Annotated in this window: 16 protein-coding genes; 10 read left to right on the top strand and 6 right to left on the bottom strand. The window is 65.0% G+C overall.

Annotated features, from left to right (window positions below; translation table 11 throughout):
* Positions 1 to 31: 31 nt before the first annotated feature.
* The gene (locus tag C0606_08680; GenBank protein PLX38279.1) at positions 32 to 3127 is read right to left on the bottom strand and encodes an AcrB/AcrD/AcrF family protein; all 3096 of its coding nucleotides are present in this window, start codon (positions 3125 to 3127) and stop codon (positions 32 to 34) included.
* A gap of 5 nt (positions 3128 to 3132) precedes the next feature.
* A complete protein-coding gene (locus C0606_08675; GenBank protein PLX38278.1) occupies positions 3133 to 4473 on the bottom strand; it encodes a hypothetical protein in 1341 nt (446 codons plus the stop codon).
* 86 nt (positions 4474 to 4559) lie between these two features.
* Here C0606_08675 and C0606_08670 point away from each other — a divergent pair, with 86 nt between their 5' ends.
* From C0606_08670 to C0606_08640, 7 genes are all read left to right on the top strand, one after another.
* Entirely contained in the window at positions 4560 to 4961 is a 402-nt protein-coding gene (locus C0606_08670) for a nitrogen fixation protein (protein PLX38277.1), read from the top strand.
* Positions 4962 to 5141: 180 nt separating this feature from the next.
* Positions 5142 to 6707, top strand: coding sequence for a cytochrome d terminal oxidase subunit 1 (locus C0606_08665; protein PLX38764.1), 1566 nt, complete (start codon positions 5142 to 5144; stop codon positions 6705 to 6707).
* Between the two features lie 26 nt (positions 6708 to 6733).
* Positions 6734 to 7891, top strand: a complete 1158-nt coding sequence (gene cydB, locus C0606_08660; GenBank protein PLX38276.1) for a cytochrome d ubiquinol oxidase subunit II — start codon at positions 6734 to 6736, stop codon at positions 7889 to 7891.
* Positions 7892 to 8008: 117 nt separating this feature from the next.
* The gene (locus C0606_08655; GenBank protein ID PLX38275.1) at positions 8009 to 8134 is read left to right on the top strand and encodes a cytochrome bd-I oxidase subunit CydX; all 126 of its coding nucleotides are present in this window, start codon (positions 8009 to 8011) and stop codon (positions 8132 to 8134) included.
* A gap of 73 nt (positions 8135 to 8207) precedes the next feature.
* The gene (gene cydD / locus C0606_08650) at positions 8208 to 9959 is read left to right on the top strand and encodes a thiol reductant ABC exporter subunit CydD (protein PLX38274.1); all 1752 of its coding nucleotides are present in this window, start codon (positions 8208 to 8210) and stop codon (positions 9957 to 9959) included.
* Positions 9956 to 11701 (top strand): thiol reductant ABC exporter subunit CydC, encoded by a 1746-nt coding sequence (gene cydC / locus C0606_08645; GenBank protein ID PLX38273.1) that lies wholly within the window; start codon positions 9956 to 9958, stop codon positions 11699 to 11701. The genes cydD and cydC overlap by 4 nt, the downstream gene beginning before the upstream one ends.
* A gap of 83 nt (positions 11702 to 11784) precedes the next feature.
* Positions 11785 to 12489, top strand: coding sequence for a Crp/Fnr family transcriptional regulator (locus C0606_08640; GenBank protein PLX38272.1), 705 nt, complete (start codon positions 11785 to 11787; stop codon positions 12487 to 12489).
* 101 nt (positions 12490 to 12590) lie between these two features.
* Here the strand turns inward: C0606_08640 and C0606_08635 are convergent, their stop codons facing one another.
* Together C0606_08635 and C0606_08630 are read right to left on the bottom strand one after the other, a co-directional pair.
* Positions 12591 to 13745 (bottom strand): hypothetical protein, encoded by a 1155-nt coding sequence (locus tag C0606_08635; GenBank protein ID PLX38271.1) that lies wholly within the window; start codon positions 13743 to 13745, stop codon positions 12591 to 12593.
* A gap of 105 nt (positions 13746 to 13850) precedes the next feature.
* A complete protein-coding gene (locus C0606_08630) occupies positions 13851 to 14243 on the bottom strand; it encodes a hypothetical protein (protein PLX38270.1) in 393 nt (130 codons plus the stop codon).
* Between the two features lie 593 nt (positions 14244 to 14836).
* Between C0606_08630 and C0606_08625 the strand changes: the two genes are divergently transcribed.
* Positions 14837 to 16663 carry a sodium-independent anion transporter gene (locus tag C0606_08625; protein ID PLX38269.1) on the top strand — a complete coding sequence of 609 codons (1827 nt, stop codon included), beginning with the start codon at positions 14837 to 14839 and terminating at the stop codon, positions 16661 to 16663.
* Between the two features lie 161 nt (positions 16664 to 16824).
* On the opposite strand, the gene C0606_08620 is transcribed toward C0606_08625, so the two are convergent.
* Positions 16825 to 17133 (bottom strand): hypothetical protein, encoded by a 309-nt coding sequence (locus C0606_08620; GenBank protein ID PLX38268.1) that lies wholly within the window; start codon positions 17131 to 17133, stop codon positions 16825 to 16827.
* 214 nt (positions 17134 to 17347) lie between these two features.
* On the opposite strand from C0606_08620, the gene C0606_08615 reads away from it, so the two are divergent.
* Positions 17348 to 18019: a DNA-binding response regulator gene (locus C0606_08615; protein ID PLX38267.1), complete on the top strand. Its 672-nt coding sequence runs from the start codon at positions 17348 to 17350 to the stop codon at positions 18017 to 18019.
* Positions 18009 to 19397, top strand: coding sequence for a two-component sensor histidine kinase (locus C0606_08610; protein ID PLX38266.1), 1389 nt, complete (start codon positions 18009 to 18011; stop codon positions 19395 to 19397). The genes C0606_08615 and C0606_08610 overlap by 11 nt, the downstream gene beginning before the upstream one ends.
* Positions 19398 to 19419: 22 nt before the next feature.
* Here C0606_08610 and phnN read toward each other — a convergent pair whose 3' ends face one another.
* The gene (gene phnN, locus C0606_08605) at positions 19420 to 20007 is read right to left on the bottom strand and encodes a phosphonate metabolism protein/1,5-bisphosphokinase (PRPP-forming) PhnN (GenBank protein ID PLX38265.1); all 588 of its coding nucleotides are present in this window, start codon (positions 20005 to 20007) and stop codon (positions 19420 to 19422) included.
* Between the last annotated feature and the right edge of the window lie 17 nt (positions 20008 to 20024).

Raw genomic sequence — 20024 nt, 5'->3', positions numbered from 1 at the left:
AGCCGTCCTTGATCTCCGGCAAATGGACCCGTCAGGCCCCAGTCCTGACGACTTCACCTTCCGCCGCCTCACCTTCCGCAACCGCGCCCCGCGCAGCCCCACCTTTGCCCGACAGCAGCAGCCGATAGACGACCGGCACGAAGATCAGCGTCAGCGGCGAAGCAAGCAGCAAGCCGCCGATCATCAAGGTCGCCATCGGCTCGAACAGCGCGCCACCCATCAGCGCCATCGGCATCAGCCCGAGCACCGTCGTCAGCGAGGTCAGCAACACCGGCCGGACCCGCTTGCCCGCCGCCGCAACGATGGCGTCGTCGACGCTCATCTCCTGACGCTCGATGTCGATCTGGTCGATCAGCACGATGGCGTTGTTGATGATGATGCCCATCAGCGAGATGAGCCCGAGAATGGCGAAGAAGGAGAGCGGCTGGCCGGTCGCCAGCAGCGCCAGCGGCGCGCCGACGATGATCAGCGGGATCGTCAGGAAGGTCAGCAGCACCCGGCGGAACGAATTGAACTGGAAGCTGAGCGCCGCGATCATGATCATGATCGCGATCGGCATCCCGGCCAGAAGGTCGGCATTGGCCTCGGCCGCGTTCTCGCTCTCGCCGCCGATGCTGACCGTATAGGCAGGGCCGAGCCCGAGACCATCGAGAACCGGCTGGATCCGGTCCTCGACCTCGGCGGCCGAGAGGGTTTCGCTCTTGCCCGAAATGGTGATCTGCCGGACCTGGTTTTCCCGTCGGATCTGCGAGAATTCGAGCTTCGGTACGATGACCGCCACCTGGTTGAGCGAAACCAGGCCCTTGCTCGTCGAAACCGAGAGATTGGCCAGATCTCCGAGACTGTCACGGAAGGATTCTTCCGCGCGCACCACGATCGGGATCGAATCCGATCCCTCAAGGAACGACGAATAGGCCGTGCCGGAGAAGAAGGTATTGAGGGCGTCGGAAATCTTCCGGGACGTGGTTCCGAGTTCCCGCGCCTTTTCCTGCAGGATATCGATACCGAGCGTGAGCGTCTTGTTGCCCCAGTCGTTCTCGTTGAGGACGATGCCGGGGAGCTCGGCGAATCCGGCTTCCACCGCCCGCGCCGCATCGAGCATCACATTGGCGTCGGGCCCGGTGATGGCGACCTCGACGATGCCGGACTCGCCTCCGCCCATCGACAGGCGGGTGACGCGGGCACGTACCGCCGGCTGGTTTTCGAACAGATAGCCGCGCGCGCGCTCAGCCCCCGAAACCGCGCCTTCGACCGATTTCGTGTTGACCAGAATGAACGCGCTCGCCGGATCCGTGTCAGCCGGCGGCAGCGCCAGATAAAAGCGCGGCCCGCCATCGCCGACGAAGATCGTCGTGTTGAGCACATCCGGATTGGCCTCACTGTCGCGCAGCCAGGCATCGACAGCGAGCGCCTCGTCGCGCGTCTTCTTGATCGAGGCGCCCTTCGGCAGGTCGAGATAGATCAGGTATTCCGAGCGCTCGCTGAGCGGAAACATCTCCGACTTCAGCTTGCCGAACATCGACACGCCGAAGAACACCAGCGCGAAACTGGCAATCAGCACCGGGATCCCCCAGGGAAGGCTGCGTCGCACCAGCCCGCCATAGAGCGCGATCGCACGGCTTTCCTTTTCCTCGCCGGCCGGCCCGCCGCTGAGGAAATTCGCCGCCAGGTACGGCAGCACGTAATGCGCCGTCAGCCACGAGCCGACCAGCATGATGGCAACCACCGCGCCGAGCGAGAAGGCGAATTCGCCATTGGTGCCTTCGAGCAGGAACATCGGCACGAAGGCCGCGACCGTGGTGACCGAGGCAACCGCCAGCGGTATGAAGAACTGACCGCCTGCCTGGATCGCCGCTTCTCTTGGCGGCACGCCATTGCGGATCGCCGTGTCGATATCCTCGACCACCACGAGCCCGTTGTCGACGAGAAGTCCAAGCGAAATGATCACCGCCGCGATCGAGATCTGCTCCAGATCGATGCCGTAGTAGGACATGCCGATCAGCGCGAAGGTGACGGTGAACGGCACGATGCTGGCGATGATCAGCGCCGGCCGCAAGCCGACGAAGACGAGAATGACCACAAGGACGACGAGGAAGGTCTGCGCCACATTCGACAGCGCGCCGTTGATCGCGATCGTCACATTGGTCGCCTGGAAGGTCGAGACCTGATAGCCGATGCCGATCGGCTGGGCCTGTTCGAGCTCCGGGATCACCTTGGACAGGGACCGTCCGATCTTCTGGATATCACGGTCGTTGGCCATCTCCACGCTGACGAGCACGGCCGGTTGACAGTTGAAATAGATCGGCTTGACCGGCGGATCGACATAGCCGCGCCGCACCGTCATCAGATCGCGCAGCCGCACGATATCGCCCGAGCCCTCGAGCCGGGTCAGCACGCCGCCCAGTTCGTCGAGCGATTCCAGATTGCCGTTCGCCTCGAGCACGATGGTCTCACCGTCGGCGTCGAATTCGCCGGCCGGCAGAATGACGTTCTGGTCGCGCAGATCGTTGATCACCTTTTCGAGCTGCACGCCGATGGCCGCCAGCCGCCGGCTGTCGATTTCCAGCCAGACGCGCTCCTCCTGCTCGCCGCTGATCGAGACCTTGGTGATGCCGCGGATTTTGAACAGGCCCTGGCGCAAATCGTCGGCCGCGTCGAACAACTCGCGATACGAGAACCCTTCGCCGGTCACCGCGATCGTCGCGATCGCCACATCGCCGTAATTGGTGTTGACGAAGGGCCCGCGTGTGCCGTCCGGCAAGTCGGCTTTCGCCTCCTCCATCTTGTTGCGGATGTCCTGGAACACGGTGTCGAGCTTGTTCGCCGGCGTCGCATTGTACAACGCGATGGTCAGTGTCGCCGATCCGTTCATCACCCGGGTCGAGATATCCTCGACCTCGCCGATCTCGCGCGCGGCCCGTTCCAGCGGGACGGCGATCAGATCTTCCATCCGTTCCGGCGCCATACCAGGAAACTGCGCCGTCACAATCGCGCTGCGGATGGTGATCGCCGGGTTTTCCCGCTTCGGCAGGGCGACATAGCTGATCAGCCCGAACAGCAGGAGACCGATCATGACAAGAAGGGTGAAGCGGGATTTCTCGATCCCGAAACGTGTCAGCTGATCCATCGACGCTACTCCCCGTCCTGGAGAAGCTTCACCTTCTGGCCCTCGACGAGGAAGGAAACGCCGGCCGAGGCGACCTTGTCGCCCGGCGCGAGGCCGTCAATCACGATCAGCGAATTGTCGATGACGCCGCCGACGGCGACGTCGCGCCGTTTCACCGTGCCGCTCGCCGCGTCATAGACGAAGATGCCCATCCTGGCCGGCGAATCCGGCGTCGCCCGCTCACCGCTGTGGCCATCCTTGATGAAGGCCGAGAGCGGGATGCGATAGCCCTGTTCCGCCGGCAGTTCGAACTCCAGCGCCGCCTCGACCGCCATGCCGGCCTTCAGCAGCGGATGGGTCTCACGTAGCTCCATGACGACGGGAAAGCTCGACACCGAGTCGGCCCGCGAACCGATTTCGCTGACCACGGCGTCCAGCGTGATATCGGGCCGGTCGGCGAGGCGTATCTTCGCCGGCTTGCCGACGACCAGCCGGTTCACCGTGTCGAAATTGACCGAGAACGAGACCTCGAACCTGTCGGCCGGATAGACCGAGGCGATCGGCGTCCCCGCGCTGACCGTCGAGAACGACACCACGTCGACGGAATTGATGACGCCGTCAAACGGCATCTTCAGCACCGACTTGTCGAGGTTCTGTTCGGCACTTTCGAGCGATTTCCGCGCCTGCGCGAGTGACGCCGCCGAGGTCCGCGCCTTGGTCTTGGCGTCGTCCACATTGGCCTGGGTGGTGGCGCCGCGCCGCATCAGCTCTTCCTGCCGGCCAAGCGTGTCGGCCGCGTTTTCCGCCGCCGCCGTCGCTTCCTCGACGCCGGCTTGCGCCGTCTCCACCTGCAGGATCAGCGAGGCCGGATCGAGCCGGGCGATTTCCTCGCCGGCGGAAAGCCGCTGCCCGACGCTCAGACCGAGTTGCTGGAGCTTGCCGGCCGCCTCGAAGGAAAGGATGTTGAGCTCGGCCGGTTCGAGCACGGCGGGAAAGCGCCGCACGGTCGCCCGTTCGGCCTCGGAAACCGTGTAGGTCTTGAGCGCCCGAACGGGCTTTTCGACCGGCGCCGGCTCCTCCGAGCAAGCCGCCAGCGCCAACGCAACCAGAACACCCAAGAACCTGAACATCGTTTCCCCCGCAAGCCGAACCCGGTTCGCCATTTTGCCCAGCGTAGGGGCAAGGACGCGGCGAGCGCAACTTGCAAACGAAAGCCGGAAACGGTCCCGATCGGGACCATTGACAATTTTCAATGCGTTTTTTCCCGCGAGGCGCAAAAACGGGTTCGAATAGCGGCCCCGGCACCTTTGGGTGCGGATGCCTGCCTTTCCTGACACCGCTCCTGTTCCGCCTGCAAAGGCGCACATGAGCGGGAACACGGGGCTTCGTTCCCGCGTTCCAACAACGGGTCAGGAATACGCAGCCCGGCGGCAACGCAATCTGGAGAAGAGAAATGAAAATTGGCGTCAGCAGCCAGAATTTTCGCACCATCACCGGCCATGCCGGCAAGGCCCGGCGGTTTTTCGTCTATGCGGTCGAGGGCGACAACAACTTCGCCGAGATCGACCGCATCGATCTGCCGAAGACCGAGTCCATGCATGAGGCCAACCCCTATGCGCCGCATCCGCTCGACGCGCTCGACGTGCTGATCACCGGCGGCTGCGGCGACGGCTTCGTCGGCAAGATGGCCCGCCGCGGCGTTCAGGTCGTGCGCACCGGCATGACCGACCCGCTCGAGGCAGTCGCCTACTTCGTGCGCGGCGAGGCCCTGCCGCCGCCGGGCGCCGAGGCCGACGATCACGACCACGACCACCATCACGACGAAGGCGGCTGCGGCTGCAGCCATCGGGCCTAGCCGCCTTTCCGGAGCGGCGAGCGGCGCGTCCCCCCGGCGCCGTCTCGCCCTTCCACCTCATTCCTCGACCCCGCCCGGACCATTTCGGCTCCGGACCCGGAAGCAGTTGGTTTCGACGAACGCCGAGCCTCGATCATCGACGTTCTTCGCCACAAAGATTGGAGGCGTTCCGTGGAACCCATCTATGACGAATTGTTCGTGAGCCTGTCGCGCTGGCAGTTCGCCGCGACCGCGCTCTACCACTTCCTGTTCGTGCCGCTGACCCTCGGCATGACCTGGATCCTGGTGATCATGGAGTCGGTCTACGTCATGACCGGCAAAGAGATCTACAAGGACATGACCAAGTTCTGGGGCAAGCTGTTCGGCATCAACTTCGCCCTCGGCGTCACCACCGGCCTGACCATGGAGTTCCAGTTCGGCACCAACTGTTCCTACTACTCGCATTATGTCGGCGACGTGTTCGGCGCGCCGCTGGCGATCGAGGGCCTGATGGCGTTCTTCCTGGAATCGACCTTCGTCGGCCTGTTCTTCCTCGGCTGGGACAAGCTGACCAAGCGCCAGCATCTCACCGTCACGTTCCTGACCGCCGTCGGCACCAACCTGTCGGCACTGTGGATCCTGATCGCCAATGGCTGGATGCAGAACCCGGTCGGCTCGGAATTCTCCTACGAGACCATGCGTATGGAGATGACGAATTTCTGGGAGGTCGTGTTAAATCCGGTCGCCCAGGTGAAGTTCATCCACACCGTGGCTGCCGGCTATGTCGCCGCCTCCATGTTCGTCATCGGCATTTCGAGCTGGTACCTGCTGAAGGGCCGTGATCTCGCCTTTGCCAAGCGCTCGTTTTCGGTCGCCGCCGGCTTCGGCCTGGCCGCCGCCCTTTCGGTGATCGTGCTCGGCGACGAATCCGGCTACGAGCTCGGCGATGTGCAAAAGGTCAAGCTCGCCGCCATCGAGGCCGAGTACCACACCGTCGAAGCCCCGGCCGCCTTCACCGTCATCGGCCTGCCGAACGACGAGACGAAGACCACCGACTTTGCCATCAAGATCCCCTACGCGCTCGGCCTCATCGCCACCCGCTCCCTCGACAAGCAGGTCACCGGGCTGAACGATCTGGTCGACCATGCCGAACAGCGGGTCCGCTCGGGCATCATCGCCTATGGCGAATTGCAGAAACTGCGCGCCGGCGACAAATCGGACCCGGTCAAGGCGCTGTTCGAACAGCACCGCGCCGATCTCGGCTACGGCCTGCTCGTGAAGCGCTATGCCGAGAACCCGGCAGAGGCAACGGACGCCCAGATCCGCCAGGCGGCGGAAGACGCGATCCCCGCGGTCGCGCCGCTGTTCTGGACCTTCCGCATCATGGTCGCCGCCGGCTTCACCATGCTCGCCCTGTTCGCGGCTGCCTTCTACTACAACGCCCGCCGCGTCATCGAGGAAAAGCGCTGGCTGCTGTGGGCGCTGGTTTGGGCGATCCCGCTGCCCTGGATCGCCATCGAGACCGGCTGGTTCGTCGCCGAATATGGCCGTCAGCCCTGGGCGATCGGTGAAATCCTGCCGACCTTCCTCGCCACATCGGCGCTGACCACCACCGACCTCATCTTCTCGCTGGCAGGCTTCATCGGCTTCTACACCTTCCTCCTGGTGATCGAAGTCTGGCTGATGTTCAAGTTCGCGCGCCTCGGTCCGAGTTCGCTCCACACCGGCCGCTACCACCACGAACAGACCGCTCAGCCGGCCGAATAGCCGCCGACCGCAAAGGAACACGGATCATGTTGCTCGATTACGAGACCCTGAAACTCATCTGGTGGATGCTGGTCGGTGCGCTGCTGATCGGATTCGCCATCACCGACGGCATGGATATGGGCGTCGGAAACCTGCTGCCCTTCCTCGGCAAGACCGACGAGGAACGCCGCGTCATCATCAACACGGTCGGCCCGCACTGGGACGGCAACCAGGTCTGGCTGATCACCGCCGGCGGCGCCATCTTCGCCGCCTGGCCAGCGGTCTATGCGGCCGCCTTCAGCGGCTTCTACATGGCCATGCTCTTGGTGCTGTTCGCGCTCTTCTTCCGCCCGGTCGGCTTCGACTACCGCTCCAAGATCGACAATCCGAAATGGCGCAACCGCTGGGACTGGGGCCTGTTCGTCGGCGGCGCGATCCCCTCGCTGATCTTCGGCGTCGCCTTCGGCAACCTCCTTCAGGGCGTGCCGTTCCACCTCGACCAGTTCCTCAAGGCCCACTACGAGGGCAGCTTCATCTTCGCCCTGTTGCCGCTGCTCAACCCGTTCGCCATTCTCGCCGGCCTCGTCAGCGTCGCCATGCTGACCCTGCACGGCGCGCTGTGGCTGCAGCTCAGAACCGAAGGCGTGCTCGCCGAGCGGGCGAGAAAGGCCGCGACCTATGCCGGCTTCGCGACCGTCGTCCTGTTCGCGCTCGGCGGGGTGTGGATCCTCTTTGGCGGCATCGAAGGCTACCGCATCGTCAGCCAACCGCCGCTCGATGCCCTGCCGAACCCGTTGGCCAAGGAGGTGGTCCGTGACAGCGGCGCTCTTCTGGCGATCTACAGCCAGTTCCCGATCGCCATCCTGGCGCCCGTCACGGGCCTCGCCGCCACCGCGCTCGCCGTGCTCCTGTCACGCGCATCGCGGCCCGGCTTCGCCTACACCTTCAGCGCCCTCGGCATGACCGGCATCATCTCCACCGCCGGCCTGTCGATGTTCCCCTTCGTCATGCCCTCGAGCAGCAATCCCTCCTCGAGCCTGACGATCTGGGACGCGCCGTCGAGCCACCTCACCCTGACGGTGATGTTCTGGGCGGTGGTGATCTTCCTGCCCATCGTGCTGGCCTACACCGTGTGGTGCTACGCCCGCATGTGGGGCAAGGTCACGGTTGCCGAAATCCAGAACCGCAGCCACTCGGCCTACTGATGCGCTAGCCGATCCGAGTGAATCGGATCGGCGCTCAATCTTGTTGTTTTACCGCATCATCTTATCGATCCTCGTTCCACTCCGGTCGGATGATGCTCGCAAAAGGACACTGAAATCATGTGGTATTTTTCCTGGGTCCTCGGCGTGACGGCAGCGCTCGCAATCGGCGTCATCAACGTCATGTGGTACGAGGCTTACGACAGCTTCGGCGAAAACGGCGACGGCGGCGACAAGCCAGCCTGACCGCCGCCCCGCACGCGAAAATTAAACCGGCCCCGCCTGTGGGGCCGGTCGCTTTTCACCAACAGTGATATCGATGGACAGCACGCGGTTTCTCAAGGACGACGCGAAAACGGTCAAGGCGCCCCTGCGCCTTGCCGCCCTGCTGTCCTTTGCCGCCGCGCTGCTCATCATCGCGCAGGCCTTCCTGCTCGCCACCATCGTCACCGCCGTGGTGTTCAAGGACGCGGGCCTTGCCGATCTCACCGCACCGCTTGCCGCACTGCCTATCGTGTTCCTGCTGCGCTTCGCGGTCACGGCGACCGCCACCCGCACCGCCTTTTCAGCCGCCGCCACCGTCAAGCAGGCGCTACGCCAACACCTTCTTTCCCGCATCACCGCGCTCGGTCCGGTACGGCTCGCCGGCGAGGGCACCGGCGATCTCGTCACCACGCTCGCCGACGGCATCGAAAAGCTCGAGGCCTATTTCTCCGGCTACCTGCCGGCCGTTTCGGCGGCGATGATCGCGCCGCTCGTCATCGTCGTCGTGGTCGCCCCGAACGACTGGCTGTCGGGCCTGGTGCTCGTCGTCACCGCGCCGCTCATCCCGCTGTTCATGATCCTCATCGGCAAGGGCGCGGAACGGCTCAACCAGCGCCAGTGGCACCGCCTCACCCGCATGGGCAACCACTTCCTCGACCGCATTGCCGGGCTTGCCACGCTGAAGGCCTTTGGCGCCAGCCGGCGCGAGGCCGCCACCATCGGCCGCATCGCCGAGGACTACCGCCAGACCACGATGGGCGTGCTCCGGGTCGCGTTTCTGTCGGCCTTCGCGCTCGAATTCTTCGCCACCATCAGCATCGCCATCGTCGCCGTCTTCATCGGCTTTCGCCTGCTGTTCGGCGAGATGACCTTCTTGAGCGGCTTCTTCGCGCTGCTGCTCGCGCCGGAATTCTATCTGCCGCTGCGCCAGCTCGGCACCCAGTATCACGCCCGCATGGACGCGCTCGCCGCCGCCGACCGTATCGTCGAGATCGCCACGCTGGAGATGCCCGAGCGCCCGGCCGCGACCGTCGTGGTGCCGGACCGGTTCACCTTGCGTTTCGACAACGTCTCCTTCGCCCATGCCGGCCGCGACAGCGGTGTCTCGGGCCTCTCCTTTACGATGGCGCCCGGCGAGCGGATCGCGCTTGTCGGACCTTCGGGCGCCGGCAAGAGCACCATTCTGCAACTCGTCCTGCGCTTCATCGAACCCGACAGCGGCATGATCTTCGTCGACGACACGCCGCTTGCCGCCATCGACCCCGACCACTGGCGCAGGCACCTCTCCTACGTGCCGCAGGCGCCGACGCTCTTCTTCGGCACCATCGCCGGCAACATCCGCCTCGGTATGCCCGATGCCGATACAGCGGCACTGCAGGAAGCCATGCGGGCAGCCAATGTCGATGAATTCACCGGCCGCCTTCCCGCCGGTCTCGACACAGATGTCGGCGACCGGGGCGCGGACCTGTCCGGCGGTCAGGTGCAGCGCATCGCGCTCGCCCGCGCGCTGCTGAAGCCCGCAACCCTGATGCTGTTCGACGAGCCGACCGCCCATCTCGATCTGGCGAGCGAAAGACTGATCGCGGATGCGCTTGCCGCCCTGCCGCGCGACCGCACCACGCTGACCATCGCCCACCGCCTTTCGAGCGTGCGTGCCGCCGATCGCATTCTGGTCGTCGACCGTGGCCAGCTGATCGAACAGGGCCGGCATGACGATCTCGTCGCGAAGGGTGGACTCTATTCCCGCCTCGCCAGCGCCTATGCCCGGCACGGCGAAACCAAAGCGGACGAAGAGGCGCGACCATGAGCGACCTCACCCGGCTTCTCGTCCTGATGCGCCCCTATCGCGGTTGGATGCTCGCCGGAGCCGCGCTGTCGCTGGTCACGCTGCTCGCCAACGTGGTTCTGATGGCGGTCTCCGGCTGGTTCATCGCCGCAATGGCATTGGCCGGCGTCGCCGGCGTCTCGATGAACTATTTCACGCCGGCGGCGATCATCCGCGCCATGGCGATCCTACGCACGGTCGGGCGTTACGGCGAGCGGCTGGTGACACATGAGGTGACCTTCCGTCTTATCGCCCGCCTGCGCGTCTGGTTCTACGAACGCCTCGAACCGCTCGCCCCCGCCGGCCTGCAGGCCCATCGCGCCGGTGATCTGTTCAGCCGCATCCGCGCCGATATCGACACGCTGGAGAATTTCTATCTGCGCGTCCTCGTACCGGCCGCCGTCGGTGCCTTTGCCGGCCTCGCCTTTGCGCTCTTTCTCAGCCTCACCAGCATCCCGCTCGGCATTGCCGAAGTGCTCCTCCTGGCGGCGGCCGGCATCGGCGCACCGCTTCTGGCCGACCGCTTCGGCAGGGATGCGGCGCGACGGCAGGTCGAAACGGCGGCAGAACTGCGCACCCATCTGATCGAGACCCGCGACGGCCTCGCCGAACTGCTGGTCTACGGCGCGGCGGACAGCCATGCGGCCCGCGCCAACCAACTGAGCCGTGCCCTGATCGAAGACCAGAAGCGCCTCAGCCTGCTGCAGGGGCTGACGCAGGGTTTCACCGGCCTTGCCGCCAACGCCGCCCTGTGGCTGACGCTCGTCATCGCGACACCGCTGGTCCGGCAAGACGCCATCGCGCCCGCCAACCTCGCGATGCTTGCCCTCTTCGTCATCGCGAGCTTCGAGGCCGTCACCGCCCTGCCGCTCGCCGTGCAGGTGCTGCCAACGGTGAAGGCCGCCGCCCGCCGGCTGTTCGAACTGGTCGACGCCGACAATCCAACACCGGACCCCGCCGCCTCCGCAGCACTCCCGGACCAGCCGGTCGTGACCCTGAGCGATGTCAGCTTCACGTACGGCGCGCCCCGGCCCGCCGTGCTGGACGGGATCGACCTCACCCTCGCCCCCGGCCGCAAACTCGCGCTCCTCGGCCCGACCGGGTCGGGCAAGTCGAGCCTCGTCAACCTGCTGCTCCGCTTCTGGCGCCCGAACGCCGGCACTCTCGCGATCTCCGGCACCCCCTACGCCGCCTTCGACGGCGAGACGATCCGCGCGCTTTTCGCCGTTGCCGACCAGCGCGCCCATCTGTTCGACGCCTCCATCCGCGAAAACCTCCAGAGCGCCGACCCGAACGCCGACGACGCAGCCCTTCTCGCCGCTTGTAAAACCGCGCAGCTCGGCGACTGGCTGGCCGCCCTGCCCGACGGCCTCGACACCATGGTCGGGGCGAGCGGGCTGAAGATCTCCGGCGGCGAGCGGCGCCGTCTCAATGTGGCCCGCGCACTCCTGAGAGACGCGCCGTTCCTCGTCCTCGACGAACCCGGCGAGGGCCTCGACCCCGAGCGCGAAGCCGCCCTACTTGAGGCCGTGATGTCGCAGGCGGCCGCGCGGGGCATCCTCCTCATCACCCATTCGCTCACCGCCCTTGATGCGATGGACGAAATCGTCGTTCTCGACGCCGGCCGCATCGTCGAACGCGGCACGCCGCAAGCCCTTGCACAAGCCCGCGGCGCCTATCACCGGCTTCGCCAACAACTCGGCGAGTTTGATCCCGGCGATTAAAGGCTTATCTATGGACGACGGCAGCGGCGCTTGGGCTGAAGGCGGCGCGCCCTGAATGTCGTTCTGCAGCCGGAAATCGCGTCGTGAACAAGATCACCGTTTCGCAAGCCTGGTCCGGCACCGCCGATTGCCAAAGCTGCACGCTGCGCGCCGGCGCGCTCTTTGCCGGGCTCACCGAGCCTGACTTCCGCACCATCCACACGCCGATCACGCAGAACAGCTTCAAACCCGGCGCGATGATTTTCCAGGCCGGCGGCACGCAGGCGCATATGTTCACCATCCGCAAGGGCCTGGTGAAGCTCGTCACCTACCTGCCCGACGGCACCATGCGGATCGTTCGGCTGCTGAAGGCAACCGATGTCTGTGGCCTCGAGACCCTGCTCGGCGAGCCCTACCATCATGACGCCATCGCGCTTGTCGAGACCGAAGTCTGCCGTTTCCCGGCCAGGCTGGTGAAGCAGCTCTCGATGGAAAACCGCCGGCTCTATGACGACCTCATGCGCCGCTGGCAATCGGCGCTCACCACCGCCGACATGTGGGTCGCGGAGTTCTCGACCGGTTCGGCGCGCCAGCGCGTCGCCCGCCTGTTCCTGCAATTGGCGAAGGACAACGGCCCCGAGCACATTCAGCTCTTCAGCCGCGAGGATGTCGGCGCCGTGCTCGGTGTGACGACGGAAACCGCCAGCCGCACCATCGCCGAGTTCAAGCGCCAGGGGCTGATCGCGGAAGACAAGCCGAACGCATTCAGATGCGACGCCGCGCAGTTGAGCGATCTCGCGAACGGCTAGGCGTGACCGACCGCCCCCGACAGGAACTCATCTCACCCGAAAGGAAAAAGGCGCCGGCTGATGCCGACGCCTCCATTCACGGCTTTCGCTGATCCTGCGATCTAGAACGTCCAGGTCAGGCCGGCGGACACGGAATAGTCCTTTTCCAGCTGGACGCCGTTGACGTTCTGGTAGACCGGAATGCCGACTTCCACGCCGAGGCGGCGGCCTTTCCAGACCCCCTTCTCGCCATGCACGTTGAGGCCGAGGAACAGATCGGCGGTCTCTCCACCATAGTTGCCGGGCTGACGGCCAACGCCGGCGCCGTCAATCAGCGGATCGTGCCCCTTGACCGCGCCTTCGGTGGTGCCGGTGAGGCGGGCGGACGTATCCAGCCACGGGGTCGGGCTGTATCCGACCCAGCCGGACACCATGTGCATGTGGCCACGGCGCCAGCCATTCCTGTTGGACGACTCAAGCCGCAGATTGCCGCGATACATCAGGCCCCACTGCCAGGCTCCCGTGCTGCCCCAGTAGGAGAGGCCCGGCAGCGCGTCGACCGTGCCCGAACCGAGCTGCAGGCCGTAACCGAGACGACGCACCGGCGTCGTACCATCCGGCTGCAGAACCATGTCTTCCTTGGTGATGCTGCCGGTCGGCAGGCTGACGCCCATGTTGAGCACGAAATGGTGCACCGGGGTGTCGAACAGGCGATAGGCACTGCCGATCCTGGCGTCGCCGAAGCCGTCCGAATTCAGCGTGTTGACGCCGAGCCGCGTGCTGCCGGCGATGCCGGCAAAGGTCAGCATGTCGACCTTCTTGTTGAAATACGGCACCATCGCCGAAATGGTCAGATCATCTGTCAGGCCATAGGCGATGCTGGCCGCCGCCACATCCACCGAGGACTTCAGCGGCACGACGCGGATGGTCGGCGGAAGCAGGAAGGCATTCGGCACGGTGAGCGCAACGGCTTCCGGCGAAATCGAGTCGCTACCCTGCAGCAGACCTTCCTTCTCAATTCGCTTGTAGCGGATGGCGGCCGTCACCTTACCTTGCTTCATCACGCGGGTGCCGAGCACCCCGATCGGCGGCGGCGCAGGCATCGGCTTCTTGACCATGCCCTCCATCATCGGACCGGAGTCCATGTCAAGATCGGCGGCAAGCGCGCCGACAGTCGGCAGACAGAGCAGGGCCGCCAGGCTGACGGAAGCGGCAAGTGCGGTTTTGGTGGCTACGCCCTTGGCGGCAGCGCCGGCGCGAACAACGCGTCGTTCCATTTTTTCGTTTCCTTCGAATGAGTTTGGCGCATTTCCAACCGGCTATCAGAGCAGCACAACACGGCGAGCGCGTCGGCTTTCCCAAGTCCGGCGGAAAAGGATTGGTCAGATCGAAGAAAACGCGGGCGGCGCACGTATCGGTACGAGCGCGAAGCGCGGCTGGCTGAAGGGCGCTTCGTGGGCTGGACGGCTGAGCGAACAGGCGAAGGTCGACGGAGGAAGAGGAACAATGCCGGCTTCAGGCGCGGCGACCGCGCCAGCGACACTGGCGGACCCGCACAGGACGCAGGTCTTGCCGGACCCGCCGGGCGATGTCGGTGCCGGCAGGTCGCTACCGGGCTGACCGGTCCGGGTGAGCGGCGTGAACCCGCGCGCCGTGCACAGCTCGAGGAAACCGAGAGGCAACCCATCGGCCGCGCCGCGGGCGGACGCAACCGACATTGCGGAAATGTGTTCGGCCGCGAACACAGCCTGCAGCAACATGGCGAACACCGCCACATAGCTCGCAAACCCGCTGCGCCGAATTCGGCGGATAAAGGTTTCCCTATGTATCACGCGCCCCATTCCTGCAGCCCCTCACCGCCCTTTCTGTGCAGCGGGGCTCCCCCAAGAAATCCCGTTTCCCATTTTGTCGCCATATTGCCGACGACGGCGCCATAAAAGAACTGCGTCACAATGGCTGCCTTGCCTTTTGACAAGTGCCGTGCGCGCATCCCACAACCCGCCCGCACCACCCGGTGATCCCGGTCGCTGCCAAGGTATCCAATAATTTACTATTTTAGCCCGCGCTGATCCGCTATTTTTCGCGTCAAGTATCGAAAATTCTTCGGCAAATGCCATTGCCCGCAATGGCTGAGCGCCCCGGTCCGACCCTCTCAGCGGATCGGAATGCGACGAAGCGGCTCGATCATCGACAGCTGAACACCTTTGAACCGCTGCGGGTCTCCCCGCCGTGGCCTCCGGTCGTTTTTGCCGAGCCCGATATCGCGCGCGCGATGCCCGAGACGGATTTTCGTCTGAAGTGAAGTCGAACCGGTCGTCGTGACCAGTCAGTGGGCGACAGCAGGCCGGGGACCGCAAGGGGCGCTGCCATGTCGTTCATCCACCTTCCCGGAAAGTCGCACCGCCTTCCCCTGCGCTTCCACATACCCGTGCCGCATATCGGCTGGTTCGGCATGGTCAATCGCAAGACCCTGCCCGCCGACCTCATCGCCGGCCTGACGGGTGCCATCATCGTACTGCCGCAGGGCGTCGCCTTCGCCACCATCGCCGGCATGCCGCCGGAATACGGTCTCTACGCGGCGATCGTGCCGACCATCATCGCCGCCCTGTTCGGATCGTCCTGGCACCTCGTCGCCGGGCCGAGCACCACGGCCTCTCTGGTGCTCGCGACCTCTCTCACCGCCTTTGCCGGTGCCGGCACCCACGACTATGTCCAGCTCGCCATCACGCTCGCCTTCATGGTCGGGCTGATGGAACTGATGCTCGGCGTGTTCCGCCTCGGTGCCATCGTCAATTTCATTTCCCATTCGGTCATCGTCGGCTTCACCGCCGGCGTCGGCATCGTCATCATCCTGACCCAGATCCGCAATTTCACCGGCATGACCCTGCCGAAGGGCCTGCCGACCTACGATATCGTGCCCTACGTTCTCGCTCATTTCTCCGAGGTCGACAGCGCATCGCTGATCGTGGGTCTCGCCACGCTTGCCACCGGCGTCGCCGTCAAGCGCTTCGTGCCGCGCGTTCCCTTCATGATCGTCGCTCTGCTGGTTGGCAGCCTCGCCGGTCTTGCGCTCAACACCTACGCCGGCGCCGACATCGCCACAGTCGGCCACCTGCCGTCGCATTTGCCGCCGCTGTCGATGCCGACCTTCAGCCTCGAAACCTGGACCCTGCTGCTGCCGACCGCATTGGCGCTCGCCATTTCCGCGCTCAACGAGTCGGTCTCGATCTCGCGCGCGCTCGCCGTGCGCAGCGGCCAGCATGTCGATCCGAACCAGGAGTTCATCGGCCAGGGGCTCGCCAACACCATCGGCAGCTTCTTCTCCGGCTACGTCGTGTCCTCGTCCTTCAACCGCAGCGCCCTGAACTATTCCGCCGGCGCGCGCACGCCGATGTCGGCGATGATCGCCGGCCTTTCGCTCGCCGGTATCATCATGGTCGCCGCGCCGCTCGCCCACTACCTGCCCTATCCGGCAATGGCCGCCTCGCTGTTCCTCATCGGCTGGGACCTGATCGACCGCAAGAACATCGCCCAGATCCTCAAGACCAGCCGGCCGGAAGCGGGCATCCTGCTGTGGACCCTGCTGGTCGCGGTGTTCGTTCAGGTCCAGTTCGCCATTCTCGCCGGCGTCGGCCTGTCGCTGGTGGTCTATCTCTATCGCACCTCGAACCCGCGCATCGTCCATCTGGTGCCGGATCCGGCGAGCACCAGCCGCAAGATGACGGAGACCCGCTCCGATCTTCCCGAGTGCCCGCAGTTCCACATGATCCGCTTCAACGGCTCGCTGTTCTTCGGCGCCGTCAACGCCTTCCGCGATGAACTGGTCAGGTGCGAGAAGCGCGCCACCGACTGCCGCCACCTGGCGATTGTCATGGCGGGGGTGAATTTCATCGATGTCGCCGGCGCCGAAATGCTGGCGCAGATGGCGAAACGCTACCGCGAACGCGGCGCCGCGCTCTATCTCATCGGCCCCAACCGCTTCGTACTCAACGTGCTTGAACAGGGTGGCTATCTCGACACGATCGGCCACGCCAATGTCTTCGATTCCAAGACCACAGCCTTTCGCACCGTCTACAACAAGCTCAACCACGGCATCTGTCAGAGCTGCCCGCTGAACGTGTTCGTCGAATGCGCGCGCAAGGGAAAACTGGAACCCGGTTTCGCCGATATGCGGGAAGACGACCAGGCTGCCTGAGTACGTACCGGTTCCCCTGGGCCAGGCAGTCACCCCATCCGGTCTTTTCCCCGTTTTTCGGCGAAAAAAACCCGCCGGGCGCACCAGCGTCCGGCGGGGAGTTCAGAGCACTCGCGGGTGGATGGACACGCCGCCCAACCCGACTGAGACCGACTGACCGGCTAAACGGAGTCGGACCAGCCGAGCGGACGACGCGACGAAGTGCCCTGGGCTGTGAAGGTCGGTTGCCGGTTGAGCCGGCTGCAGGCAAAGGCAACGAGCGCTGCAAGCGATGCGACGGCGATGGCGAGACGATCGCCATGCGGCGTCAGCGAAAGGAGTTCATCGGTCAACGCCACTGCAATGACGAGCGCGGCGAGCGACCCGAAGGCGAGACGCCATCCGTTCGATCCGCCGTTTTCGTCCTGCAGGTTCAGATCGCCAGCCAACTGATCGAGGGGCACGCTGGCGCGAAGGGGCGTGGAAGCCATTTTCACGGGTCTTCTCCAAGGTGAGAGGCGTCAGGTATTGAGGCACACTCTTCCCGCTTCGCCCGGATGCCTCTCCGCTCCGGGCAAAGGTCGGCGGCCTTGACGGTCGGCCGATACTGAGTTGATCGATGAGCCGAACTCTACGCCGGGTTCCGCTGTAAAAATAGTTACTTATCGGATACCTTGGAAAGCGCGGACGATTGGGAACGAGACTATGAGGATACTGGTCATCGAAGACGATCCCGAGGGTCGGACCATCATTTCGGACGGCCTGGAGCAAAGCGGCCACGAGGCGGTGTGCGCCGCCGATTTCGCCGCCGGCCTCGAAGCGGCGCAGAATGGCGGCTTCGACGCGCTCGTCGTCGACCGCATGCTGCCCGACGGTGACGGCCTCGACATCGTCGCCGGACTGAGGGCGGAAAACATCATGACGCCGGCGATCTTTCTCACCGCTCTCAACGACATCGACAACCGCATCGCGGGCCTGCGCGCCGGCGGCGACGACTATCTCGCCAAGCCGTTTTCCTTCCTTGAGCTGCTCGCCCGCCTTGAAGCGATCACCCGCCGCCAGGAAGCCGCGCCCGAGACGGTGCTGCGCGTCGGCGATCTCGAAATCGACGCCATGGCGCGCACCGTCACCCGTGCCGGCGAAGATATCCTGTTGCAGCCAAGCGAGTTCCGCCTGCTCGAATTCCTGATGCGCCGCGCCGACCAGGTGGTGACCCGCTCGATGCTCCTCGAAGGGGTCTGGAAATACCGTTTCGATCCCGAAACGAAGGTTCTCGACGTTCAGATGAGCCGGCTCCGACGCAAGATCGACAAGGACTTCGACACCCCGCTCATTCACACCATTCGCGGCGAAGGATACTGCATCCGTGCGGATTAACCCGTTCCATACGACAACCTTCCGGCTGACCGTGCTGGCGAGCCTCGTCTTCGTGCTGCTCAGTGTCGGCGGACTGCGCGTGCTCTATTGGAGCATGCATCGCGTGTTCGACACCGAAATCAGCGGCGCGCTCGACCGCGAGTTCGTCGACATGAATGTCGCCTTCGGCGAGGGGGGCTACGAGGCGCTCAGCCGCACCGTTGCCGACCGCGCCTCGCCACACGACGACGCCCTGCGCCTCTATCTGCTGCAGGGCCCTGACGGGACCCTCACCGGCAATCTGACCAAATGGCCTGCGGACGCGCCGGTTTCCGGAAAAGTCGCCGACATCGCCATCGACCACGCCGCGACCAACGCCCGGGTTCGCGTGCTTTCCTTCAATGACGGCAGCCGGCTGATGGTCGGCCGCTCGCTAAGCGAGCGGGACAACTTCATACGCATCTTCAACGGCTCAGCGGCCGGCATCGTCATTGCCGACCTGTTGCTCGGCATCGCTGTCGGTGTCTTTCTCGCCCGCTATGGCCAGAACCGCCTGTCGCCGATCAATGTCCGCGCCGAGGAAGTCTTGAGCGGCAAGCTCTCCGGCCGCACCAAGGTCATCGGCGAGGGCGGCGACGAATACGACCACCTCGCCCGCAACATCAACGCCATGCTCGCGCGCATCGAGCAGCTCGTCGACACCGTGCGCGGCGTCACCGAAAACATCGCCCACGACCTCAGAACCCCGCTCAACCGCCTGCGCGGCCGCCTCGAAGTGGCGCTGATGGCCGACCGCAGCGGCGAGGAATACCGCGCGGTTCTGAACGACGCCATCGCCCAGACCGACGGCATCGTCGAAACCTTCAACGGCATCCTCAAGATCGCGCGCATCGAAAGCGGCACGCTGAAAGTCGCGCAGACGCCGGTCGACCTCAGCGAAATCGTCGAGGAGCTGGTCGACCTGTTCGATGCCCTCGCGGAAGACGCCGAGGTGACCGTGGAGGCCCGGCTTGGCGACACGCCGGAAAGTGGCACCGGCAAGTTTGTGGTCTTCGGCGACGCCCACCTGATTTCACAGGCCGCCGCGAATCTCCTGGACAACGCGATCAAATACTCGCCGAAGGGCGGCACGGTCACGATCACCGCCGCCCACCGCGCCGAGGGTGTCGGCCTTGCCGTCAGCGATCAAGGCCCCGGCATCCCGCTCGACAAGCGCGCCGCGATCCTCGAACGCTTCGTGCGTTATGTGGCCAACCGCGAGAAACAGGGCTTCGGTCTTGGCCTCAGCTTCGTCGCCGCCGTCGCGCGCTGGCACGGCGCGAAATTGCTGCTCGAGGACAACAAGCCGGGATTGCGGGTAACGCTTCTGTTTCCGACCAATAGCGGCGAACAGTCCTGAACGGACACGCCTGCCGGACCAGCTAGGCCCGGATCGCGGCAAGGAAGACGGCGACCGCCTCGTCGATATCGCCAGAATTGTCGATAGTCACGACATCCGGGCCGGAAACCGCCATGGCCGCGGCGCGCGCCACCCGTTCTTCAATATCGGCGGCTGTCTCCCGCCCGCGCCGGCTCAGCCGATCACGCAGCACTTCGGACCGCGCGGTCACCTGAACAACGAGCAGGTCGCGATACTTCGCGCGCGCTTCGCCGATCACCGTGCGCGATGTGTTGGCGATCGCCGTCGCGCCCTTGCCGATGGCCTGATCGACCGTGCCGGGCACCGCGTAGCACAGCCCGTGGGCCCGCCAGGAAAGCGCGAAGGCACCTGCATCGCGCATGGCATCGAAATTCGTTTCGTCGATACTGTCGTGATCTTCGAGCGCCGGATCGGCGGGCCGCGTCACCAACCGCCGCGCGAAGACGAAGCCCGCATCGACGGCCAACGCCTCACGCGCACCGGCGATCAGGGTGTCCTTGCCGGCACCCGACGGACCGACGACAAGCACCAGCCGGCCGGGACCGACCTTGCCGTCGTCCGGGCGCCTGCCCTGCGTCATCGCATCCATCAGTGCCGTATCAGCCG

Source organism: Hyphomicrobiales bacterium (genome assembly GCA_002869065.1).
GTDB lineage: Bacteria > Pseudomonadota > Alphaproteobacteria > Rhizobiales > Rhodobiaceae > Rhodobium.
The sequence above is the reverse complement of the archived record's forward strand: the minus strand, read 5'-3'. Positions and strand labels throughout refer to the sequence as shown.